The following is a 22,850-nucleotide window of genomic DNA, read 5'->3' as shown; positions in this document are numbered from 1 at the left end:
TCAGCGCCCACTGAACTTGGGAGTACGTTTGCCGACAAAGGCACTGATGCCCTCGGCCACGTCGGCGGTGTGATTGATGATCTCCACGGCATACTCGGCTTCGCGCAGCGATTGATCAAGAGTCTGCACGCCGGCGTTGCGCACCAACCGCTTGACGATTCGGGTAGTCAGTGGTGCGGTTGCCGCGAACTTGCGGGCGAGTGCGAGGGTGGCGCTCGCGGCGTCGTCGACGACCTCGGTGAGCAACCCCAGCTCGAGTGCCTGTTGTGCATCGTAGATCTCGTTGCCCCACAGCATCTTTAGTGCCTGGTCGGTGCCCATGGCGTGACTGAACAACCATGCTCCCCCCTCATCGGGGAGCAGGCCCACGCGGCCGGAGGTGTCGCCGAGTCGGGCGGTGGCATCGGCGATGCGGATATCGCACGCCAGCGCCAGGGCCAGACCGCCGGCAACTGCAGGGCCGCTGATCATGGCGATGACCGGCTTCTCGCAGATCGCCAGGGCTCGGATCACCGAGTGCATACCTTCTCGAATCACCACCCCATGCCCGAACTCGACGGCCGCGGCGTGCTCGGTCTCATACGTGCTTGTGAGATCCCCGCCGGCACAGAAGGCCCCGCCCGCACCGGTGATGATGAGTACCCGTGCGGTGTCATCGGTGGTGAATTGCGCTATTGCCGAAGTTATTTCGATAGCAGTCTGGGTTCGGTAGGCATTGCGCAGAGGAGCTCGGTTGATGGTGATCCGGCGAATGCCCGGTTCCCAATCGTCGACGACGATATCGGTCGACGGGTTGGATACGAGGGGTTGGGTCATCGTGGTCCTCCGGAGATCTCGGCCGGTGTGGTGTCCCTGGCTTGTCGTGTCAGTGAGCGGCGGTCCGTCTTGCCGGTGGGCGACAACGGTAGTGAGTCGAGAAAGTGAATCCGCCGCGGGTGCGCGTATGCAGGACCTTCGGTAAAGAAGAACTCGCGGAGGCTCGCCTCATCCAGGTCGGACCCGGTCTCACGAACGATGAAGGCAACTGGCACCTGCCCTTTGGTGTCATGAGGCAGGGCGACAACCGCGACATCGCGTACCTGTGGATGCCGGGTCAGGATCGCCTCGACCTCGGCCGGATACACGTTCTCGCCACCGACATTCATGCGATCATCGGCGCGCCCCCGAAAGTAGAGCCAGCCGTCTTCATCACTCACGGCCAGGTCGCCGGTGGCGAACCAGCCGTCGGCCTTGCGTTTACGGGCATCCTCATCGGGCCGTCCCAGGTAACCCAGCGTGGTACACAGCGGGCTGCGCAACCACAGTTCGCCGGTGTTGCCGGGGGCTACCTCTTCCCCGTCGTAGTCGACGATCCGGGCCTCGAATCCAGGCAGTGGCCGGCCGATGCTTCCGTTTCGGCGAGGACCGATGAGGGGGTTCATCGTCGCGGCAGGGCCACATTCGGTGAGCCCATAGCCCTCCACGAAACGCGCATTGGGGAAGACCTCGGTGAGCCGGTCGATCAGGCTCGGTGGCATCGGAGCCGAGCCGCAGCAGATCAATCGCAAGGCGCTGTAGTCGCGTGCGAGTTCCGAATCAGGCTGGGACAACATGAGTTTGAACATCGCCGGAACCCCCAACGAGTAAGTGGCTCGCTGTTCGGCAAAGGTGCGCAGCACGGTAGCGGGCTCGAAGGAGGGCAGGATATACACAGAACCGCCGACAAAGAGCATCGGCAGAATCCCACATGCTGCGGCGTTCATATGGAACAGCGGGGCTGCCAGGACGACTCGATCCGAGGGATTGAGATAGCAGTTCTGACTGAGTAGTTGGGCATCGCGCAACAGCATCTGGTGGGCAAGTTTGACACCTTTGGGGGTGCCGGTGGTCCCGGAGGTGTAGGGCGCCCAGGCCAGTTCCTCAGGGTGTGAACTCATCTCGGGTCGCTGGGCCGGCGACGACGCCAGCCATGCCTCGTGTTCGACCATGTGTGATTGAGATCCATCCGCCGTGACCGCCAGTATTACGCGTTCATCGTCGGCAAAACATGCGGCGTGGGCTGCGGCGGTGGTGCCGGCAAGGACGGCGACGGCGCCGCTGTCGTTGAGATGCATTCGGTGCATCGCTTCGGTGAGGTTGGGATTCACCGGGACGGCAACGGCACCGGCACGGATTGTTCCCAAGGTGGCCTCGACAAACCGGATATCGTTCTCCCACAAGATGAGTACTCGGTCGCCGGCGTGAATCCCGGCGGCGAGAAGCCCGCACGCCACCCGATTGATTCGCTCGTCGAGTTCACGATAGGTGAAGGTACGGTCGTGTTGGATCAGTGCCGGCTCGTCGGGGCGGAAGTGGAGTCCGAAGTCGGTGATCGCGCCGAGGTTGTCGGTGAACGCAAATCCGGGCATGAGTGGTCCTTTCGGTGGGTGTCGCCGAGTTCTTCAGTCTCGGCTGATGACCAGCGAGGCGTTTTGGCCGGCGAAGCCGAAGGCATTCACCTGAAAGGCGTCGAGATCGACTGAGCCCGGGGAGCCGAGCGGAACACGAAACTGGATGTCGGGTTCGAGATCGGTGGTCGAGGCGGTCGGCGGGAGGGCTCGGGTCGCGAGGGTGTGCAGACCGGTGATGACGCCCATCACTCCGGCTGCCCCGGCCGTATGCCCGACATGACCTTTGATGGATGTGGCACACACTGACTCGCCGAAAACGGTGTTGATGGCCAAGATCTCGGCGGCGTCGCCGACGGGCGTTCCAGTGCCGTGTGCCACGACCGCGCCGATCTCGCCGGGGTGGAGCCCGGCATCGGTTTGGGCCGCCTGCATTGCCGCTATTTCCCAGCGCGCAGACGGATCGGGGGAGGAGGGGTGATAGCCGTCGGACAGCGAACCATAACCGCGGACGATTCCGTCGATGCGGGCACCGCGAGCGCGGGCGTGTTCGGCGCGCTCGAGGATCACTACGCCCGCACCGTCGCCTCCCATGACCCCCTTGCGATTACGGTCGAATGGGCGGCAGATCTCGTGCGGGTTGTCGATGTCGGTGGGTGACATGCCGTACCGGGCGGCGCCGAGGCTGCTGATCTTGACGCCACCGTTGTCGGTTCCGCCGGCGATCGCCACATCGGCCTGGCCGCTGGCGATCATGCGTGCGGCAATACCGATCGCGTCCAGCGACGATGCGCATGCGGTTGAGATCGTCAGCAACGGGCCATGAAGATTCCAGCGCAGCGCGATGTGTCCGGCCGCCATGTTGGGCCACGCCATCATCTGTAGCTTTTTGGGTACCGAGCCGTAACCGCCTGCGTCATAAGCCTCTTGGGCTCCGGCGAGAGTTGCTGCTCCCGCCATCGAGGTACCCATGACCACGGCGGTGCGAAGTGGGTCGAGCTGGCCGATCCCGCAATCTGCGACGGCCTCGGCGGCGGCGGCCACGGCGTACTGGGCGAATCTGTCGCTGCCGCGTTCGGTGCGTTCATCGAGCCAGTGAGTCGGGTCGAATCCGGTGACCGGGGAGTAGTAGAGATGACCTCCGGTCTCTGCCGACCATGGCGTGGCTTCGACTGCCACGGTGGCTTTGTCCAGACCGGCGCAGAAGTCGGGGATGGTCAGGCCGAGGCTGGAGATCACGCCCTGTCCGGTGATCGCGACGGTTGTCATGTCGGAGTCCTCTCGCCAGTGCCACCGCTATGTGACGGCGGGCACATGAAATCTAGCGAGAATATGACATTGATGTCAATATCAAGTCTGCGGATGTGGACGCGGATGCGGGCGCAGACAAGCCCCGGGCGGTCGGCTGGAGCACCAGGGCGCGGCGGTGGTTATCGGTGGGGGAGCGCGGGGTGAATCTCGGTCAGGGGTGTGTGGCGTCGAACGCCGGGGCATCCTCGCCGAGCCCAATGCCCTGACACCAGATGTTGGTGATGGTGCGTACTGCGGTGTCGATGTCGACACCCTCTGGGTTGTCGCGGAAGATACGGATGGAGAACTGCATCACCATGGCGTTGAGAGCGCGCGCGGCGTAGTGGGGATCGATGTCTGTCGAGATGTCGCCGCGCTGCTGGAGCCGCAACAGTGAGCGTTCGGTTCGCTCGATGTTGAAGTGAATCAGCTCCTCGAGTAGCCCGCCGATCTCGGGATCAACAGCGGCGGCCACCGACCACGCTTCCATCAGGCGCCAATGTTTGCCGTAGCCCTCGAGGTAGGCGCGGTTGGAGGCCTCGACCACATCGCGGGCGTTGAGGCGCTCGACTCCGGCCTCGTGTTGACGGGCAGCTTCTTTGATCGCATCCTGCTGGGTCTCGATCACTGCCAGAAAGGCTGCCTCTTTGGAGGGGAAATAGGTGTAAAAGGTGCCGTATGCGGCGCCGGCTTCTTTGACGATGTCGGCAACCCGGGAATCGATGAATCCGTCGCGCTCGAAGACGACGCGAGCTGCATCGAGCAGTCGATCGCGTGTGCGGCGCCCCTTCTCGCTGAGTTGATCGACACTCTTTGCAGGTCGATCATCGGGGCTGGTCACATCGCTGGACATCGTCGGCTCACGATACCGGACTGCGGTGGTCGACTCGGTGAGCGCTCGCGCTTGCCGTCACACCGAGTCGATCACTCCGCATGTTGCGGCCAAACCCTCGGCGCGGGCCGCAGCACCGACGGCGTGGGTCTGCTTCTCGTGTGCCGTGTTGGTCTGCGCAATGCCCTCGGTTCGCGAGGTCGCCGCCGGCCGGCCGTAGACGCGCGGTACGCACGCCGGGAGGCGAGCGTAGGTGGCTGCGGGTGGGAACGACTCTCGGTGTTCGGTGGGAGATGTGCCGAAGGCCCGACCGAATACCGGTGGTGAACGACCCGACGCTGGTCAATCCGACCGCCGCGCAGATGTCGGCGACGCTGCGGTCGGTGCCGCGCAGCATCGCCGCGGCTCGTTCCATCCGCCGCGTGGTTCGGCGAATCGGGTGTCGACCAGTTCCTTCGCACGGAGCAGGTGACGCGCAGGCGGACGCGAGGGCATGGATCGATTATGAGTCCTGCGCGTCGCGGCGGAGGAACTCCGCGCCCCGCGGCGACAATTCGTATCCGACGTCGAGGCTGTGGGTCAGCCCGAGCTTCTTGAGTTTCCGGACGTCGAGCTTGAACTCGGGCCGTGGTCGTCCGATCTCGGCGGCCAACTCGGTGGAGACCACCGCGGGACGACGGCCGATGAGGGACAACACTTCTCGCGTCCACGGGCCGTGCGTGGAGTGGGCGTCGAGGCGATCGAGTCGTCGTTGCAGGTCGGTGAGGTCGTCGTCGGAGAGCGTGGCGTCGTTACGCAGTGCGATGCGGAGGTCCGGTCCGGCATATCTCAGTCCGATCCGGAAGACGGGAGCTTCGTTGCGACGCAACGCCTTACCGGCATCGGCCACGGAATCGAAACCGGCACGGCGGGCGTCGTCGTCGGTGATGTCGGCGAGGGTGATCTCCTCGACCGAGGTCACCTCGACGACGATCTCGTTGCTGATGAACCGCGAACCCGCTGCGACGCGCGGCGACGTCCATCGTCGAAAGGCCAGATCCACCTCGCCGTCGACGATGCGTCCCGTCAGCCGTGCCGGTATCAGCATGGCGCCCAGGATAGTAGCGATATCCGCGCGTCACACGCGATTGCGGGTCGTATCGTCGGGTCATGACCGAAACCCCACGCACACCCCTCACCGCCGCCGAGGTCACCGCCGCCGTCGCCGATCCGTGGCGCGTCATCGGGGACGCCCTGCAGGCGGCCTACGCCACGTCGAACATGGTGACCGGTGGTCGATTCGTCGCCCGCATCATCGACGCGGCCGAGGCGGCGAATCATCACCCCGACATTGATCTGCATTACGGCTCAGTGCATCTCACGTTGAGTACGCACAGTTCACATCGGATCACCGCGGCCGACGTCGCGTTGGCCGGTGCCATCGCCGACATCGCCGCCGAGATGGACTTGTCGCCACTCGCCGCGCCGCCCGCCCGGTTCGACCTCGCGATCGACGCCCTCGACCTCGAGGCGATCCGTCCATTCTGGCGTGCGGTGCTCGGCTACCGCGACGACCCCGAGCACACCCTCGCCGACCTCACAGACCCCGACGGACTGCTCCCACCGGTGTGGTTTCAGCAGATGGATTCCCCACGGTCACAACGCAGCCGGATGCACGTCGACCTCTGGTTGCCGCACGACGTGGTCGCCGACCGGATGGCCGCGGCCCTCGACGCCGGCGGTCGACTGGTCACCGACGAGCACGCCCCCGAGTTCTGGGTGCTCGCCGACGCCGAGGGCAACGAGATCTGTCTGTGCACCTGGCAGGAGCGGGAGGGTGCCCAGACCGAATGACGAGAAACGTCCCCGTGGGCGGCCGGCTCGCGATTATTGCGGTGAGAGGGCCTCACGGGGACGTTTGTGGTCATCGGGGCAGGGCGCCGTTCAGCAGATCCCTTCGGCATGCGCCGCTGCGGCCACAGCGGCGGATACGGCCGGCGCCACCCGGTGATCCAGGGGGCTCGGGACTATCTTGTCGACGGCGAGATCGTCGGCGACCACCGACAGGATCGCTTCTGCCGCAGCGATCTTCATGCTTTCGGTGATACGGCGCGCACCGGCGTCGAGGGCACCCTTGAACACGCCGGGGAAGGCGAGGACGTTGTTGATCTGATTCGGGAAGTCGCTGCGTCCGGTGGCGACGACGGCGGCGTGCTTGGCCGCGACATCCGGGTGGATCTCCGGGTCCGGGTTGGACAGGGCGAAGACGATCGCGTCGTCGTTCATCGAGGCGATGAACGCCTCGTCGATCTGCCCCGCCGAGACGCCGATGAACACGTCGGCACCGGCCAACGCCTCGGCCGCCCCGCCGACCAGCCCGCGCGGGTTGGTGCGTGCGGCGAGATCGTCCTTGAACTCGTTGAGTCCCTCGCGGCCGGTCGACACGATGCCCTTGGAGTCGAGCACCACGACGTCGGAGACACCTGCGGCGAGCAGGATGTTGGCGCACGCCACACCGGCGGCACCGGCGCCGGAGATCACCACACGCAGGCTCGCGAGATTACGCTCGAGCAGACGCACCGCACCCTTGAGCGCGGCGAGCACCACGATGGCGGTGCCGTGCTGGTCGTCGTGCATCACCGGGCAGTCGAGGGCCTCGATGACGCGGCGCTCGATCTCGAAGCAACGCGGAGCGGAGATGTCCTCGAGGTTGACCGCACCGAAGCTCGGACGCAGGCGGATCAGGGTCTCGACGATCTCGTCGGGGTCCTTGGTGTCCAGCACGATCGGGATCGAGTTGAGTCCGGCGAAGGTCCGGAACAGTGCGGACTTGCCCTCCATCACCGGGAGCGATGCGCGCGGGCCGATGTCGCCGAGGCCCAGCACCGCCGAACCGTCGCTGACCACCGCGACCAGGCGGTCGGTCCAGGTGTACTTGTCGACCAGTGCCGACTCGCCGTGGATGGCGCGCGACACCTGTGCGACACCGGGGGTGTAGGCGATCGACAGGTCACGCTGGGTCTCGATCGGGGAGCGCAACTCCACCGAGAGTTTGCCGCCGGCATGTGCCATGAAGATCTCTTCGTCGGTGATCGGCTGATCGGCGATCGCCGGCTCCACGAGTCCCTCGTCCTGGGTCACGTTGTTCTCCGTGCTCGTCACGGTCTTCCTCCTCAAGTGGCGGCGCCTCCCGGCGGCCGCTCGTGATCCGGATCAGCGCCCTTGATGATCCGTTGGTGTGGGGGTCGTACGTCGTCGGCCGGGGTGGTGGCCGACGCCTGTGTGCGAGTGCCCACGCCCTTGGGCGGGTGTCGCCGGGGCGAGGATTGCCTGACAGTCTCTCACCCTCGGGTGCCGACTCCATCACAGTGGTCCATTGAATGGACCCGGGGGCTTGACCCGGGTGCTTCCAACCCTGTCGAGAGGTCTAGTATTCAACTTGTGTCTATGTTGAACGCAAGTGGTATCTCGGCTGCGGAGCGCGTCTACGGCGAGGTCAAAGAGCTCATCCTGACCAACGAGATCCCTGGTGGCGAGCTGATCAGCGAGGGCGAGATCGCCCAGCGCTGCGAGGTCAGCCGGACGCCGGTACGTGAGGCCTTCCTCCGGTTGCAGGCCGAGGGCTGGATGCGGCTCTATCCCAAACGCGGGGCGCTGGTGGTACCGGTGACCGACCGCGAGGCACGCGACGTCGTCGAGGCCCGGCGCCTCCTGGAGGGGCATGCGGTCCGCACCGTGGTCGCCGCACCCGCAGGCCTGACGACGCTGACCGCCGGGCTGCGCCGCAACCTCGACGACCACCGTGACGTCCACGCCGACGACATCGCCCGCTTCTCCCGGGTCGATGCCGAGTTCCATCAGCTCATCGTCACCGCCGGCGACAACGAGGTGCTCTCGGGTTTCTACACCGGCCTCGGCGAACGCCATCGACGCATGACCACGGCCAGCGTGCACCGCGACCCGGCGATCACCGATCGCATCCTCGCCGATCACGCCGAACTGCTGAACCGGATCGAACAGCGAGACGCCGTCGGATTCGACGCCGCGCTCGAACGTCATCTGACCACGGTCCACGACATCCCCGGAGCCACCCGATGAGCACCACCACCGCCGAGGTCGATCACACGCCCACGCCGTCGGCGCCGTCGCGTGCCACCTGGCCTGCGGTGGCACTGGCGGTCTTCGCGTCGGCGTGGGGCGGCAACGAGTTCACCCCGTTGCTGGTGATGTACCGGCACACCGGCAACTTCTCGGCGGTCCTCGTCGACACCCTGCTGTTCCTCTACGTGCTCGGCATCGTCCCGGCGCTGCTGATCGGCGGCCCGCTGTCGGACCGGATCGGCCGGCGACCCCTGATGCTGCCGGCGCCGATCATCGCCGCCGCCGGGTCGGTGCTGCTGGCCCTCGGCTCCGACACCGTCGCGCTGCTCGTCGTCGGACGCATCCTGTCCGGTATCGCCCTGGGCCTGTCGATGGCGGTCGGCGGCAGCTGGATCACCGAACTGAGCATCCGTGACGGCGACAAGGCCGCGGCCGGCGCCAAACGTGGCGCGATGAGCCTGACCGCCGGATTCGGTGTCGGTGCCGGTGTCGCCGCGGTCCTGGCCCAGTGGGCGCCGTGGCCGACGGTGTTGTCCTACCTGGTGAACATCGTCATCGCGGGTGTGGCGGTGGTCCTGATCATGCGGGTGCCCGAGACGCGGGCGCGCGCCACCGACCCGGGCCCTCTGATCGACGACCTCAAGATCCCGTCGGCACGGCACCGCCGCTTCCTCACCGTCGTCCTGCCGGTCGCACCCTGGGTGTTCGGCGCCTGCGCCTCCGCCTACGCGATCATCCCGGCGCTGATGTCGGCGCGCACCGCGGGCGCACCCATCGCCTTCGCCGGGCTGTGCTGCGTGGTGGGGCTGACCGCCGGGTTCGGCATCCAGTCGGTGGGTCGTCGCATCGACCGTCCGGACGGCAACCGTGGTGTCGTCGTCGCCCTGATCACCCTGGCGTTCGGGATGGCGCTGGCCGCGGTCGCCGCCCACCTGCTGACCGTGTGGATGTCCCTGGTCGCCGCGGCCGTGCTCGGCTGCGGGTACGGCGTGGCGATGATCTCCGGACTGCTGGAGGTCCAGCGCATCGCCGTCTCCAGCGGCAACGACGACCTCGCCGGCCTGACCGCGGTCTTCTACGGCGTCACCTACCTGGGCTTCGCGGTCCCGGCGGTCCTCGCGTGGATCGCCGCGCAGTTCACCGCCGTCACCTACACCGAGATGTTCGGCTTCGGCATCGTCGCCGCGCTGGTGTGTCTGCTGATCACCGTGGCCGGCCATCACCGCAACCGGATGCGGGTCTGACGGTACGACGGGTCTAGCGCACTGCCCGTTCCTGCACCGGGTCGATCAGCCGGGCGGCGATGTCGTCGGCGGTCCGGGTACCCCAGCGGGTGGTCGAGATGATGCCCAGCGCCAGGATCACCGCCGCCAGGATCACCACCATCACCCACATCGGGTGCATGGCGTCGGCGAAGTCCGCGCCCAGCGTGGCCTCCGCCGACGCGCCGGTGACACTGCCCGCCAGCGCGACGCCGATGCTCACGCCGACCTGCCGGCTGGTGGAGGCGATCGCCGACGCCGCGCCGGCCCGTTCACGGGGCATACCGCTCACCGCGGAATTGGTGATCGGGGCGTTGACCACACCGAATCCGATTCCGAACAGGGCGAACGCCACACCGAGCAGCACCAGCGAGGTGTCGGCGTCGACGCCGAGCATGAGCACACCGCTGGCGATCAGCATCACCCCCGACACCGTCAGCGACAGCCGCGGACCGTACCGGCCGACCGCCGCCCCCGACAACGGGGAACTGATCATGGTGGCGACGGCCAGCGGGAGGAACAAGGCGCCGGTCTCGATGGCGCTCAGGCCGCGCACCGACTGCAGGTAGATCGACATCAGGAACAGGAATGCGCCATAGGCGGCGAAGGCGCTGACCGCGATCAGCGTCGCCGACGAGAACGGCACGCTGCCGAAGAACCGCAGGTCGATGAACGGATCGGGATGGCGGCGCTCCCAGATCAGGAACCCGGCCACCGACACCGCCGCGACGGTGAACACGATCAGCGTGGTCGGCGACGACCAGCCGTGCTCGGGGCCCTCGATCAGCCCGTAGACCAGGGTGGCCAGGGCGATGATCGCGAGGATCTGGCCGACCGGATCGAGGGTGCGGACCACCGGCGAGCGTGATTCCGGCACGAAGATCGCGGTCAGCGCGATCGCGATCGCACACACCGGCAGGTTGATCCAGAACACCGCCTGCCAGGAGATGAGGTCGATCAGGAGGCCGCCGACGATGGGTCCCACCGCCATGGAGATGCCCACGACCGCGCCCCACATGCCGATCGCCCGGGCGCGTTCGCGGGGTTCGACGAACACCTGCGTGATGATCGACATGGCCACCGGGTTGAGCATCGACCCGCCGATCGCCTGCACGGCGCGGGCGGCGATCAGGAAACCGATGGTGGGGGCGAGTGAACACAGCAGCGAGCCGAGCGCGAACACCGACAACCCGATCTGGAACAGTCGTTTGCGGCCGTACCGGTCGGCGGTGGCCCCGGACAGCATCAGCAGACTCGCCAGCACCAGCGTGTAGACGTCGATCACCCATTGCAGATCCGACACCGAACCGCTGAGATCCGTCCGGATCGCCGGGAGTGCGACGTTCACGATGGTGGCATCCATCGAGACGATGAGCAGACTCAGACAGCATGTCGCCAGGATGATCGCCTTGCGGCGAGGGGTCGGCACACTCGGATCGGCGGTCGGCACCGCCCAATCCTACGGTCGGTGCCACCGCTTCGGTAACGTCCACCATCGAAAGCAGAAGGGGGCCCCGATGCTTCTCGGTGCATGGGTTTGCGTGGTGACCGCGCTGCTACTGGTGATCCCCGGGGCCGCGATCGGCCGCCGGATGTCGCTGTCGTGGCCGGTGGCGCTGGTCGCCGGTCCGCCGCTGACATTGGCGATGGTCGGTATCGCCACGGTGGTCTACGGTGCGATCGGTTTCGAGTGGAACCCGGTGACCGCACTGCTGGCGTGGGTGGGGGCGTTCGCGGTCGCCGGGATCTACCATGCCGGGATCCGGCGCTGGGCGGTTCCGAAATCCGTTGACACCGAACCGGACACATCCGACGATCCGCCCCTCGGTGTGCGTGCGGCCGGGATTGCCGCGCTGGGGCCGGTGCTCGGCGGGGTGATCATCGCCGTCACGTGTATCCGGCCGCTCGTGCAGACCGCACCCGGCGGGCTGAACAACATCCCGCAGATCTGGGATGCTTTGTGGCACGCCAGTTCTCTGCGCTGGATCCACGAGACCGGTGTCGGGTCGTCGCTGCGTATGGGCGAGCTGATGAACTACGACACCCACGGCTTCAACTACTACCCGAACACCTGGCATGCCCTGGGCGCCCTGGAATTCGATCTGACGAGTGCGAACACCGTCGAGCTCTACAACACGTATTCGCCTGCGACACTGGCGGTGACCGTTCCGCTCGGGGTGGCGGCCCTGGCGTATTGGTGTGCCCGGCACCGATTCTCGACCACCACCTCGGCCTACGCCGCAGGTCTCGCCGCGGCCATCGCAGCACTGTTCCCGTCGCTGCCCTATGTCGAGGTGTCGGTGACGTCGGTGCCCAACGCGGTGGGTGTGTCCCTCGCGCCGGTGGCCGCGGTGCTGACGATCTCCGCGGTCGGTGACCGTCGCCGGATCCTGCCCGCCGCCCTGGCCATCGCCGGCGTCACCGCGACCCATCCGTCGGGGCTGATCCTGATCGCCGTCATCGTCGGGCTGTGGTGGCTCGTGCAGGCCCTGTGGCGACCGGTGCACGGGCGTGTCGTCGACGCCGGGGCCCTGGCGCTCACCGGTGTCCTCGCCCTGGTGGCGATCCTCCCGGTGATCTACGGGACGATGCGCATCGCCGACAACAACGAGCTGTCGGGGTTCGAGTTCCGCGACGAGACCGCCGGGGTGGGGACGGCGGTGTCGCAGGCCCTGTTCAACGCCACCGTCCCGATCAGCGAGCACCGCATCTGGTGGCTGGTGGGGCTCGCCGTGCTCGGTCTGGTGGTGATGATCTGGGCCCGCTGCTGGGCGGCGATCGCCGCGTGGGCGGTGTTCGTGCTGCTCACCGCCAACTCGGTGGTCGCGCTGGGGCCGTTGTCGGGGCCGTTGGGCACGCTCGGCGGCTACTTCTACAACTCGGGGCATCGTCTGACGTTCGTCACCGCGATGTTCTCCGCGGCCGCCGCCGGTCTGGCGGTCGGTGTCGCCGGGGTGTGGGTGGCCGACCGGTTCGGGGGTGCCCGGTCGTGGACGCGGCCGGTGGTGTTCGTCGTCCTGCTGGCATTGGTCGCCGGTGCCGGGGTGTGGCGGTATCCGTCGAATGCGCTGATCGCCAGCAAGAACCGGCACGAGGTCCGGATCGGACCCGACGATCTCGCCGCCTACGCCTGGCTCGACGCTCAGCCGGGGGCCCACGACGGGCTGATCATGAACAACCTCGATCAGGGCACGGGGTGGATCTATCCGGTCACCGGACTGACCCCGATGTTCCCGTTCTATCGGGCCAACGACTTCTCCGAGCGGCAGCGCGACCTGTTCTGGGGTGTGGACCGGATCGGTGCCGACCCGCACATCGACGCGATCGTGCGGGACATGAACGTGCAGTACGTGATCGATTCACCGCCGAGCTACTGGGGATTCCAGCGCGGTGCCCCCGATCCCGCGCACGGTCACCAGGGTGATCCGTTCCTCGCGTTGCGTCGCAACGGTGCCCCCGGCCTCACCGAGGTGTTCCGGCAGGGCTCGGCGACGGTCTATCGGGTCACTTTGCCGCAGGAGACGCAGCCCGCCGGCTGACCTCGGCAGCCGCGCCCGTTGCCGCTCGACCCCGACAACTCAGTCCGGGTAGCCGTTCGGGTTACTCGACTGCCAGCGCCAGGTGTCGGCGCACATGTCGTCGATGGTCTTGGTTGCATACCAACCCAATTCGGTGTTCGCCCGAGTGGGGTCGGCATACGACGCGGCGATGTCGCCGGCCCGCCGCGGTGCGATCTGATACGGGATGTCCCGGCCGCTGGCACGCTCGAAGGCCTTGATCACCTCGAGCACCGAGACCCCCTTGCCGGTGCCGAGATTCCACACCGACAACCCGGGATCGACGGCGACGAGCCGTTCCAGTGCCGCGACATGCCCGGCGGCGAGGTCGTCGACGTGGATGTAGTCACGCACACCGGTTCCGTCGGGGGTGGGGTAGTTGTCACCGAACACCGACAACGACTCCCGACGCCCCACCGCGACCTGCGCGACGAAGGGCATGAGGTTGTTCGGGATGCCGCTGGGGTCCTCGCCGATCTGTCCGCTCGGGTGCGCACCCACCGGGTTGAAGTAGCGCAGCGCGGCGATCCGCAGGGCATCGTCGCTGGCGGCGACGTCGCGCAGGACCTGCTCGATCATCACCTTGGTCCAGCCGTACGGGTTGGTCGCCGACGTCGGTGAGTCCTCGGTCATCGGCAGTACCGGTTCGGCGCCGTACACCGTCGCCGACGACGAGAACACCAGCGTGTGCACGCCGTGGCGGCGCATCGCGCGCAGCAGCGAGAAGGTGCTGTCGAGGTTGTTCTGGTAGTACTCGAGCGGCTTGGCCACCGACTCGCCGACCGCCTTGAACCCGGCGAAGTGGATCACCGCGTCGATCTGCTCGTGTGCGAAGACCTGCTCGGTCTTGTCGACGTCGGTCAGGTCGACGACGTGTACCGGGATGCGGATGCCGGTCAGACCCTCGAGCCGCGCGATCACCGTCGGCTTGGAATTGCTGAAATCGTCGACCACCACCACGTCGTGTCCGGCCTGCACCAGCCTGATCACGGTGTGTGATCCGATGTATCCGGCTCCACCACTCACGAGTACGCGCATGCCGACCACGGTATTCGCCCTGTCTGAATTGTTCCTGTTCGGGTCCTGTGGGCTGGACCGCACCGATCGGTGTCCGATACCGTGACAATGGCCGGTGGCACCATCTGTGTGCAGGGAGTCAACCATGAAGAGGTCCGATGTCGAGTTCGCATCGTCGGGAGTGACCTGTCGGGCCTGGCTGTACCGGCCCGACTCGCCGAACCCGCCGGTCATCGTGATGGCGCACGGGCTCGGTGCGACCCGCCGGATGCGGCTGGACGCCTTCGCCGAACGGTTCACCGCCGCCGGATATGCATGCCTGGTGTTCGACTACCGCCACTTCGGCGACAGCGGCGGCCGGCCGCGGGAGCTGCTGTCCATCCGCCGGCAGCTCGCCGACTGGGACGCAGCGATCACCTTCACCCGCACCCTGCCCGACGTCGACACCGCTCGCATCGTCATCTGGGGAACCTCATTCGGTGCCGGTCACGCGCTGGTCATCGGCGCCCGGCACCCGGATCTGGCCGCGGTGATCGCCCAATGCCCGTTCACCAGCGGACTCGCATCGCTGCGGGCCCTGGATCGGGCCGGGGCGGTCAAGGTCACCGCGCTCGGGCTCGCCGACGCCGGCGCCACACTCCTGCGTCGTCCACCGGTGCGGGTGGGGCTGGTCGGACGTGCGCACGATGCCGCGCTGATGACCGCCGCCGACGCCGAGTCCGGCTATCTGCGGCTGGTCCCCGACGACGCAGAGTTCACCAACGCGGTGACCGCGCGCGTGGCACTGACCCTGCCGCTGTATCACCCGGTCCGGTCGATCCGCCGGCTCCGGGTCCCCACCCTGATCTGCGTGTGCGACCGCGACACCGTGGCCCCCGCCGGCCCGACGATCACCGCGGCGGAGGCGTCACCGATGGTGACGCTCAACCGCTATCCCGACGGGCACTTCGACATCTACGTCGACGACGGGTTCGAGCGGGTGGTCGCCGATCAGATCGCGTTCCTGCAGCGCACGGTCCCGGTGTGAGCCGTCACCTCGAACCGCGACCGGACACGGGGTTCAGCCCAGCACCTTCTCGGTGACCGCATACTTCTGCTCGGCGGCGTCCTTGGCGGTCTGCCACCACGACTCGTGCTCGCGGTACCAGTCGATGGTCGCCGACAGCCCGGACCGGAAGTCCACATACTGCGGCTGCCAGCCGAGTTCGGTCCGCAGACGGGTCGAGTCGATGGCGTAGCGGCGGTCGTGGCCCGGGCGGTCGGTGACGAAGTCGAAGGCATCGCGGGGCCGGCCGAGCAGTTCCAGGATCGTCTCGACGACGGTGCGGTTGTCCACCTCGCCGTCGGCGCCGATCAGGTACGTCTCGCCGATGGTGCCCTTCTCGATGATCGTCCACACCGCGTCGTTGTGGTCGTCGACGTGAATCCAGTCGCGCACATTGCGCCCGTCGCCGTACAGCCGCGGCCGCACCCCCGACAGCACGTTGGTGATCTGCCGCGGGATGAACTTCTCCACATGCTGGTACGGCCCATAGTTGTTGGAGCAGTTGGAGATCGTCGCGGGCACCTGGAACGACCGCACCCAGGCGCGTACCAGCAGGTCGCTGCCGGCCTTGGTGGAGCTGTACGGGCTCGACGGGTTGTACGGGGTGTGCTCGGTGAATCGTGCCGGGTCGTCGAGCTCGAGGTCGCCGTACACCTCGTCGGTGCTGATGTGGTGGAACCGCACCTGATGGCGGCGGACCGCCTCGAGGAGCGTGTAGGTGCCGACCAGGTTGGTCTGGACGAACGCCGACGGGTCCGACAGCGAGTTGTCGTTGTGCGACTCGGCGGCGAAATGCACCACCAGGTCCGAGTCGGCGACCAGGGAGTCGACGAGTTCGGCGTCGGCGATGTCGCCCTGGACCAGTTCGACGGTGTCGGCCACCGAGGCCAGGGTCGCCGGATTGGCGGCATAGGTGAGTTTGTCGAGGACGCGTATACGCACCTCGGAGCGGCGGGCCGCGGTACGCAACACGAAGTTCGCACCGATGAAGCCGGCACCGCCGGTGACCAGGACGCGCATTGTCGGATCTCCTCCTGTCGTCGACGGCGGGAAGTCTACCGACGTCGGACTCACCGCGTCGGGTGCGGCAGCCGCTACGCTGGTGAGCCATGCGCGGGATCATCCTGGCCGGGGGCACCGGCAGCCGCCTGCACCCGATCACACAGGGTGTGAGCAAACAGCTCGTCCCGGTCTACGACAAGCCGATGATCTATTACCCGTTGTCGACGTTGATGCTCGCCGGCATCCGCGACATCCTGATCATCACCACGCCGAACGACGCCGCCGCCTTTCGTGGGTTGCTCGGCGACGGAACGCGATTCGGTATCTCCCTGACCTACCGCACGCAGGATTCGCCGGACGGTCTGGCGCAGGCGTTCACCCTCGGCGCCGACCACATCGGTACCGACTCGGTGGCTCTGGTGCTGGGCGACAACATCTTCTACGGTCCCGGACTGGGTACCCAGTTGCAGGGTTTCGGCGGGATCGACGGCGGCGCGATCTTCGCCTACCGGGTGGCCGATCCGAGTGCATACGGCGTCGTCGACTTCGACGAGCACGGCACCGCGGTGTCGTTGGAGGAGAAGCCGGAGAATCCGAGGTCTCACTATGCGGTACCCGGACTGTATTTCTACGACAACGAGGTGATCGAGATCGCCCGTGGCCTGAAGCCAAGTGCGCGTGGCGAATACGAGATCACCGACATCAACGCCCACTATCTGGCGCAGGGCCGGCTGAAGGTCACCGTCCTTCCGCGTGGCACGGCATGGCTGGATACCGGTACGTTCGACTCGTTGCTGGACGCCGGGAACTTCGTGCGCACCGTCGAACAGCGGCAGGGCCTCAAGATCGCGGTCCCCGAGGAGATCGCCTGGCGGCACGGGTTCATCGACGACGACGAGCTCGCCGCGCGTGCCGAGCCGCTGCGCAAGTCCGGCTACGGCGACTACCTGCTCGAACTGTTGGCCCGCGGCAAGGGTTTCTAGAAACTCACGATCGAAGGAGACGTTGGACGATGAAGGTGCGACCGCTGACGATCGACGGGGCCTGGGAGTTCACCCCGGTGCTGCACGGTGACGCCCGGGGCCTGTTCACCGAGGCGTTCAAGGCGGACGTGATCGCCGAGACCATCGGCCACCGATTCGATCTCGCGCAGGTCAACCTGTCGGTGTCGGCGGCCGGTGTGCTGCGTGGCGTGCATTTCGCCGACGTCCCGCCCGGCCAGGCCAAATACGTCACCTGCCCCAAGGGGGCGGTCCTCGACGTGATCGTCGACATCCGCGTCGGTTCGCCCACCTTCGGCACCTACGACACCGTCCTGCTCGACGACGCCGACCGTCGTGCGGTGTACCTGTCGGAGGGGCTCGGTCACGCGTTCTGTGCACTCGAGGACGGTTCCACGGTCACATACCTGTGCTCCACCGGCTACAACCCGGGCCGCGAGCACGGCATCGACCCACTCGACCCGCAGCTGGGTATCGAGTGGCCGACCACCGCGCGTGACGGATCGCCGCTGACCTATGAGCTCTCACCCAAGGACACCGAGGCCCCCGGACTGTTCGCGGCCCGCGACCTCGGTCTGCTCCCGCAGTTCGACGACGTGAAGCAGTTCTTGCAGACCCTGTCCTGATGTGGCCGGTCCGGTCCCGCCGTCCGGTCCCGCCGTCCGGTCCGTCTCAGCGGGTCGGGTCGTCGGGGGTGTGCTCGTCCGGTGCCGCGGCATCCTCGGATGCCGCCGTACCTCTGATCGTCGGTTGTGCGTTCTGCAGTGCGATGGCCCGGGCGAGTCGGGCGTAGCGCACCTCGAGGTCGCGGAACCGCAGATAGGTCGACACGGTGGTGAACGCGAAGGCGATCACCAGCAGGAACAGCACCAGGTCCAGCCCGCGTTGGATACCCAGCCGGTTGGCCAGCCAGGTGATGTCGTCCTGCCGGAACATCGCGTACAGGCCGAAGGCGACGAATGCGACGAACAGCAGTTTCACGCCGGCCGAGGCGCGGGCGGTGCCGCGGTTGACGATGAAGAACATGACCAGTGCGAGGATGCCGACGATCGCCAGGATCTGGAACCAGATCATCTCGCTCACCTCCGCGCCGTGCTGTGGAAGATGCCGTCGGCGAGGATGTTCACCCCGTTGATCAACGATTGCCCCTTGGCGCGCGAATAGTCGGTGTAGAGGATGGTGACCGGCTGCTCGGCGACCCGCCATCCGTTGCGGTCGATCAGGGTCACGAATTCCGAGGCGTGGCTCATCCCGCTCATCAGCAGGTCGAGCTGATCGGCGACGGTCCGGTTGAACGCGCGTAACCCGTTGTGCGCATCGGTCAGTCCCAGCCTGCGGGTGCGTGGACTGAGGAACACGATGGTACGCAAGGCCATTCGGCGGACCAGTGGCACCGATTCGCTGCGCCCCTCGGCGAACCGGGTGCCCACGATGATGTCGACGGGTTCGGTACGCAGCCGCCCGATCATGGCCACCACATCGTCGACGCGGTGCTGGCCGTCGGCGTCGAAGGTGACGAAGAACCGGGCGCCGGGCTGCGCCCGCGCATACTCGACACCGGTCTGGATCGCCGCACCCTGCCCGAGGTTCACCGGATGGCGGACGAGGTGTGCGGAGGTGCCGGCGATGCGGGCGGCGGAGTCGTCGCGGCTGCCGTCGTCGACGCACACGATGTTCGGGAACGTCGCGGCAGCCTCGGTGACGACGTCGGCGATGACCTGCGCCTCGTTGTAGACGGGGATCACCAGCCAGACGTCCTCGTTGGTCGTCGCGGGGCCGGTCATGGGCGTAACCCTAGCCCAGAGATCCACAGCAACCTTCTAGGCTGGTCGGGTGCCGATCGACGTGATGATGCCGTACTACGGAGATCCCGGACAGTTCCGACGATCTGTGCGCAGTGTGCTCGCGCAGTCCGATCCGGACCTCCGGCTGGTCGTCGTGGACGACTGCTATCCGGATCCGCAACCGCGGGAATGGCTGTCGGGGTTGGGTGACGGGCGCGTCGAGTACGTGCGCAACGAGACCAATCTCGGGGTCAACGGCAACTTCCGGCGCTGTGTGGAGCTCGTCACCGCCGGGTGGTTCGTGGTGATGGGCTGCGACGACGTGATGCTCCCGGACTATCTGGCCACGGTGCGACGACTCGTCGAGCAGAATCCGGGTGCGGCGGTGATCGCCCCGGGTGTGGAGGTGATCGACGCCGACGACGCCGTGGTCCGCCCGCTCGGCGACCGCATCAAATCCGTCCTCGCACCGCGCCGTGCCGGCGTGCTGTCGGGGGAGCGGCTGGCCGCCGGGCTCTACCACGGCAACTGGACCTACTTCCCGTCGCTGCTGTGGAACACCGACGCGGTGCGGCAGGTCGGGTTCCGGCCCGGACTGGAGATCGTGCTCGACCTCGCCCTGCTCGTCGACCTCACCGCCGCCGGTGGCAGCCTGGTCCACGACCCGACGGTGGTGTTCCGGTACCGCCGCCACGTCGAGTCGGTGAGCTCGGTCCAGGCCGTCGACGGCCGCCGCTTCGCCGAGGAGAACGCGTTCTTCGACGGTGAGGCGGCCCGATGCGCCGCATTGGGCTGGGACCGGGCCGCGCGGGCAGCCCGCTGGCATGCGACGTCACGTCTGCACCACGGCATCGCCCGCATCGCACGACTGCTTCCCTGACCCACCCGCACCACGCCGATCGGGCACCCGACCGCGTTGATCGGGCGCTCCACCCCGTTGACCGGGCGCCTGATCGCGTTGACCGGGCGCCCCACCGCGTTGACCGGGCGCCCAATCGCGTTGACCGGGCACCCGACCGCGTTGACCGGGCGCTCCAACCCGTTGACCGGGCACTTCTGCATGCCCACCGTGCGGTCGATCGGGTTCGAGGGGCACGATGGGACTGACGCCACCCGACGATGAGAGGCCACGATGGAATTCGACGACGTCATCCGCACCACGTTCGCGGCGCGTGAGTTCACCGACGCACCACTGCCCGACGACGTTCTCGTCGAGATCCTCGACACCGCACGATTCGCCCCGAGCGGCGGAAATCGGCAGGGTGCGCACATCGTCGTCGTTCGTGACGCCGACACCAAGGCGCGTCTCGCGGAGCTGAGCAAACCCGCCGCCCGACGCTACCTCGCACAGCGCAGAAGGGGCGAGAACCCGTGGAATCCGTTGCAGCCCACCACCGCGACTCCCGAGGAGATCGCCGCGGTTCCCGGTGTCGACGGTTTTGTAAGTTCGATCGTGACGGCTCCGGTGGTGCTGGTGGCGGCGGTGGACCTCGGCAAGGTCGCCACCACCGATTCGGGACTCGATCGCATCGGGATCGTCGGTGGCGCATCGATCTATCCGCTCGTCTGGAACATCCTCACCATCGCCCGCTCCCGCGGATACGGCGGGACCATCACCAGTATGGCCGTCGCCGAGGAGCCGGCCGTGCGAGAACTGTTGGGAATACCGGATTCTCACGCACTGGCCGCGGTGATCCCGCTCGGCAGGCCGGTCCGCCAACTCACCCGCCTGCGCCGGGTCGAGGTGCGCGACTTCGTCACCCGTGAACGCTTCGACGGTGAGCCGTTGACCTGATCGGCCCGGCTCGATATCGAGTCGTCGCCCGTGTCCGTACCGCCTCCGGTGGTCGGCCCGCACCCGACCACCGCTCGCAGCGGGCTGAATCGGACTCGCAAGAAAGAGAATGCGTTCTGGTGGAAGAATATTCACTGTATCACCGGGCGCCGGCGGCGGAAATCGGCTCGGACGGCTACAGTCGGGGGCGGAGCTGAAAATCAGGTGCACCGCCGCCTGCACCCTCAGGCGTCACGCGGTGACGGCGGGATCGCTGGTCCCGTGAATCAATCTGCGTTGGAGACGATACGAATGACACAGCCCGACAATTACTACACCACAACCGATTCCGGTGCTCCGGCAGGGAGTGACGAGCACTCGTTGACGGTGGGCCCGGCCGGGCCGATCGTCCTGCACGATCACTACCTGATCGAGCAGATGGCCCAGTTCAACCGCGAACGCATTCCGGAACGGCAGCCGCATGCAAAGGGCAGCGGGGCGTTCGGGACGTTCGAGGTGACACAGGACGTGTCGGCCTACACGTGCGCGTCGGTGTTCCGATCCGGTGTGAAGACCGACATGATGGCGCGCTTCTCCACGGTGGCCGGCGAGCGGGGGAGCCCCGACACCTGGCGTGACCCGCGAGGATTCGCGCTCAAGTTCTACACCGACGAGGGCATCTACGACATGGTGGGGAACAACACGCCGGTGTTCTTCATGAAGGACCCGATGAAGTTCCAGCACTTCATCCGGTCGCAGAAACGCCGCGCCGACAACAATCTTCGCGATCACGACATGCAATGGGACTTCTGGACGCTCTCGCCGGAGTCGGCACACCAGGTCACCTGGCTGATGGGTGACCGCGGAATCCCCAAGACGTGGCGTCATATGAACGGCTACAGCTCGCATACTTATCTGTGGGTCAACGCCTCTGGGGTGAAGCACTGGGTGAAGTACCACTTCATCACCGATCAGGGGGTGGAGTTCTTCACCCAGGACGAGGCCGACCAGATGGTCTCTGCCGACACCGATTTCCACACGCGTGACCTGTTCGAGACGATCGCTGCGGGAGACCATCCGAGTTGGACACTGAAGGTCCAGCTGATGCCCTACGACGACGCGGTCGCCTATCGGTTCAACCCGTTCGACCTGACCAAGGTGTGGCCGCACGGCGACTATCCCCTGCACGAGGTGGGGCGGATGACGTTGCACACCAACCCCACCGACAATCACGCCCAGATCGAGCAGGCGGCCTTCGAACCGAACAATGTGGTACCCGGCATCGGATTCAGCCCGGACCGGATGCTCCTCGCCCGGGTGTTCAGCTACGCCGACGCCCATCGGGCACGGCTGGGCGGCAACTACAAACAGATCCCGGTGAACGCACCGCGATGCCCGGTGCACAGCTATTCCAAGGACGGTGCCATGCGGATCACGCCGGTCACCGACCCGGTCTACGCACCCAACTCGAAGGGCGGGCCGTCGGCGTCGGGATTCACCGGTCAACCCGAGCCGCAGTGGGCTGCCGACGGTCAGATCGTGCGGAGCGCCTACGTCGACCATCCGGAGGACGACGACTGGGGACAGGCCGGCACCATGGTGCGCGACGTCCTCGACGACGCCGCCCGGGACCGGTTGGTGGACAACGTCGTCGGCCATCTGCTCAATGGTGTGAGCGAGCCGGTCCTCGGTCGCGCGTTCGAGTACTGGCGCCGGATCGACGAGGGGGTGGGGGCACGGATCGAGCAGGGGGTGCGGGCGAAGGCCGACGAGCCCGATCCCAAGAAGGACGCGCAGGGCAATCCGGCGCGGTCGTCGATGCAGGAGAAGGCGTGAGCGC

Annotated in this window: 21 protein-coding genes and 1 pseudogene; 10 read left to right on the top strand and 12 right to left on the bottom strand. The window is 66.9% G+C overall.

Annotated features, from left to right (window positions below; all coding sequences use genetic code 11):
* The 6 genes and pseudogenes from GD1_RS06165 to GD1_RS06145 all read right to left on the bottom strand — a co-directional run bounded on the left by GD1_RS06165 (nucleotide 1) and on the right by GD1_RS06145 (nucleotide 5,575).
* Nucleotides 1-816, bottom strand: coding sequence for an enoyl-CoA hydratase/isomerase family protein (locus GD1_RS06165; protein ID WP_059036370.1), 816 nt, complete (start codon nucleotides 814-816; stop codon nucleotides 1-3).
* Complete coding sequence (locus GD1_RS06160; RefSeq protein WP_059036369.1) at nucleotides 813-2,387, bottom strand: class I adenylate-forming enzyme family protein; 1,575 nt, start codon at nucleotides 2,385-2,387, stop codon at nucleotides 813-815. Before GD1_RS06160 ends, GD1_RS06165 begins: the two co-directional genes overlap by 4 nt.
* A 33-nt stretch (nucleotides 2,388-2,420) precedes the next feature.
* Nucleotides 2,421-3,635, bottom strand: coding sequence for a beta-ketoacyl-[acyl-carrier-protein] synthase family protein (locus GD1_RS06155; RefSeq protein WP_059036368.1), 1,215 nt, complete (start codon nucleotides 3,633-3,635; stop codon nucleotides 2,421-2,423).
* 193 nt (nucleotides 3,636-3,828) lie between these two features.
* Nucleotides 3,829-4,509, bottom strand: a complete 681-nt coding sequence (locus tag GD1_RS06150) for a TetR/AcrR family transcriptional regulator (protein ID WP_083533907.1) — start codon at nucleotides 4,507-4,509, stop codon at nucleotides 3,829-3,831.
* A 57-nt stretch (nucleotides 4,510-4,566) separates the two neighbouring features.
* Nucleotides 4,567-4,983 (bottom strand): annotated as a pseudogene (locus tag GD1_RS25385) (helix-turn-helix domain-containing protein).
* Between the two features lie 7 nt (nucleotides 4,984-4,990).
* Nucleotides 4,991-5,575 carry an ASCH domain-containing protein gene (locus GD1_RS06145; protein WP_059036366.1) on the bottom strand — a complete coding sequence of 195 codons (585 nt, stop codon included), beginning with the start codon at nucleotides 5,573-5,575 and terminating at the stop codon, nucleotides 4,991-4,993.
* Nucleotides 5,576-5,637: 62 nt separating this feature from the next.
* Here GD1_RS06145 and GD1_RS06140 point away from each other — a divergent pair, with 62 nt between their 5' ends.
* Nucleotides 5,638-6,321 (top strand): 4a-hydroxytetrahydrobiopterin dehydratase, encoded by a 684-nt coding sequence (locus GD1_RS06140; RefSeq protein ID WP_059036365.1) that lies wholly within the window; start codon nucleotides 5,638-5,640, stop codon nucleotides 6,319-6,321.
* Between the two features lie 90 nt (nucleotides 6,322-6,411).
* Here GD1_RS06140 and GD1_RS06135 read toward each other — a convergent pair whose 3' ends face one another.
* The gene (locus tag GD1_RS06135) at nucleotides 6,412-7,629 is read right to left on the bottom strand and encodes an NAD(P)-dependent malic enzyme (RefSeq protein WP_083533905.1); all 1,218 of its coding nucleotides are present in this window, start codon (nucleotides 7,627-7,629) and stop codon (nucleotides 6,412-6,414) included.
* Between the two features lie 285 nt (nucleotides 7,630-7,914).
* Here GD1_RS06135 and GD1_RS06130 point away from each other — a divergent pair, with 285 nt between their 5' ends.
* Together GD1_RS06130 and GD1_RS06125 are read left to right on the top strand one after the other, a co-directional pair.
* On the top strand, nucleotides 7,915-8,565 hold the full coding sequence (locus GD1_RS06130) for a GntR family transcriptional regulator (RefSeq protein WP_059036363.1): 651 nt from the start codon (nucleotides 7,915-7,917) through the stop codon (nucleotides 8,563-8,565).
* Nucleotides 8,562-9,812, top strand: coding sequence for an MFS transporter (locus tag GD1_RS06125; RefSeq protein WP_059036361.1), 1,251 nt, complete (start codon nucleotides 8,562-8,564; stop codon nucleotides 9,810-9,812). Before GD1_RS06130 ends, GD1_RS06125 begins: the two co-directional genes overlap by 4 nt.
* Nucleotides 9,813-9,825: 13 nt before the next feature.
* On the opposite strand, the gene GD1_RS06120 is transcribed toward GD1_RS06125, so the two are convergent.
* On the bottom strand, nucleotides 9,826-11,280 hold the full coding sequence (locus GD1_RS06120) for a DHA2 family efflux MFS transporter permease subunit (protein ID WP_020789450.1): 1,455 nt from the start codon (nucleotides 11,278-11,280) through the stop codon (nucleotides 9,826-9,828).
* Between the two features lie 67 nt (nucleotides 11,281-11,347).
* Between GD1_RS06120 and GD1_RS06115 the strand changes: the two genes are divergently transcribed.
* Nucleotides 11,348-13,369 (top strand): DUF6541 family protein, encoded by a 2,022-nt coding sequence (locus GD1_RS06115; RefSeq protein WP_059036359.1) that lies wholly within the window; start codon nucleotides 11,348-11,350, stop codon nucleotides 13,367-13,369.
* Nucleotides 13,370-13,408: 39 nt separating this feature from the next.
* Here the strand turns inward: GD1_RS06115 and galE are convergent, their stop codons facing one another.
* The gene (galE, locus tag GD1_RS06110) at nucleotides 13,409-14,425 is read right to left on the bottom strand and encodes a UDP-glucose 4-epimerase GalE (protein WP_059036357.1); all 1,017 of its coding nucleotides are present in this window, start codon (nucleotides 14,423-14,425) and stop codon (nucleotides 13,409-13,411) included.
* A gap of 124 nt (nucleotides 14,426-14,549) precedes the next feature.
* On the opposite strand from galE, the gene GD1_RS06105 reads away from it, so the two are divergent.
* Nucleotides 14,550-15,431, top strand: coding sequence for an alpha/beta hydrolase (locus GD1_RS06105; protein ID WP_059036355.1), 882 nt, complete (start codon nucleotides 14,550-14,552; stop codon nucleotides 15,429-15,431).
* A 33-nt stretch (nucleotides 15,432-15,464) separates the two neighbouring features.
* Here GD1_RS06105 and rfbB read toward each other — a convergent pair whose 3' ends face one another.
* Complete coding sequence (rfbB, locus tag GD1_RS06100) at nucleotides 15,465-16,469, bottom strand: dTDP-glucose 4,6-dehydratase (RefSeq protein WP_059036352.1); 1,005 nt, start codon at nucleotides 16,467-16,469, stop codon at nucleotides 15,465-15,467.
* Nucleotides 16,470-16,558: 89 nt separating this feature from the next.
* Here rfbB and rfbA point away from each other — a divergent pair, with 89 nt between their 5' ends.
* Both rfbA and GD1_RS06090 read left to right on the top strand, forming a co-directional pair.
* Entirely contained in the window at nucleotides 16,559-17,434 is an 876-nt protein-coding gene (rfbA, locus tag GD1_RS06095) for a glucose-1-phosphate thymidylyltransferase RfbA (protein WP_059036350.1), read from the top strand.
* Between the two features lie 29 nt (nucleotides 17,435-17,463).
* Complete coding sequence (locus GD1_RS06090; protein WP_059036348.1) at nucleotides 17,464-18,078, top strand: dTDP-4-dehydrorhamnose 3,5-epimerase family protein; 615 nt, start codon at nucleotides 17,464-17,466, stop codon at nucleotides 18,076-18,078.
* A gap of 46 nt (nucleotides 18,079-18,124) precedes the next feature.
* Here the strand turns inward: GD1_RS06090 and GD1_RS06085 are convergent, their stop codons facing one another.
* Both GD1_RS06085 and ppgS read right to left on the bottom strand, forming a co-directional pair.
* Nucleotides 18,125-18,526, bottom strand: coding sequence for a DUF2304 domain-containing protein (locus GD1_RS06085; RefSeq protein WP_053777492.1), 402 nt, complete (start codon nucleotides 18,524-18,526; stop codon nucleotides 18,125-18,127).
* Between the two features lie 5 nt (nucleotides 18,527-18,531).
* Nucleotides 18,532-19,236, bottom strand: a complete 705-nt coding sequence (ppgS, locus tag GD1_RS06080) for a polyprenyl-phospho-N-acetylgalactosaminyl synthase PpgS (RefSeq protein WP_020790732.1) — start codon at nucleotides 19,234-19,236, stop codon at nucleotides 18,532-18,534.
* A gap of 49 nt (nucleotides 19,237-19,285) precedes the next feature.
* Between ppgS and GD1_RS06075 the strand changes: the two genes are divergently transcribed.
* The 3 genes from GD1_RS06075 (at nucleotide 19,286) to GD1_RS06060 (ending at nucleotide 22,846) form a co-directional block, all read left to right on the top strand.
* Nucleotides 19,286-20,116, top strand: coding sequence for a glycosyltransferase family 2 protein (locus GD1_RS06075; RefSeq protein ID WP_059036346.1), 831 nt, complete (start codon nucleotides 19,286-19,288; stop codon nucleotides 20,114-20,116).
* A 252-nt stretch (nucleotides 20,117-20,368) separates the two neighbouring features.
* Nucleotides 20,369-21,031 (top strand): nitroreductase family protein, encoded by a 663-nt coding sequence (locus GD1_RS06065; protein WP_059036343.1) that lies wholly within the window; start codon nucleotides 20,369-20,371, stop codon nucleotides 21,029-21,031.
* A gap of 291 nt (nucleotides 21,032-21,322) precedes the next feature.
* Complete coding sequence (locus GD1_RS06060; protein ID WP_059036341.1) at nucleotides 21,323-22,846, top strand: catalase; 1,524 nt, start codon at nucleotides 21,323-21,325, stop codon at nucleotides 22,844-22,846.
* Nucleotides 22,847-22,850: the final 4 nt, after the last annotated feature.

Origin of the sequence: Gordonia desulfuricans NBRC 100010, assembly GCF_001485495.1 — a bacterium.
Taxonomy (GTDB): domain Bacteria; phylum Actinomycetota; class Actinomycetes; order Mycobacteriales; family Mycobacteriaceae; genus Gordonia; species Gordonia desulfuricans.
The sequence above is the reverse complement of the archived record's forward strand: the minus strand, read 5'-3'. Positions and strand labels throughout refer to the sequence as shown.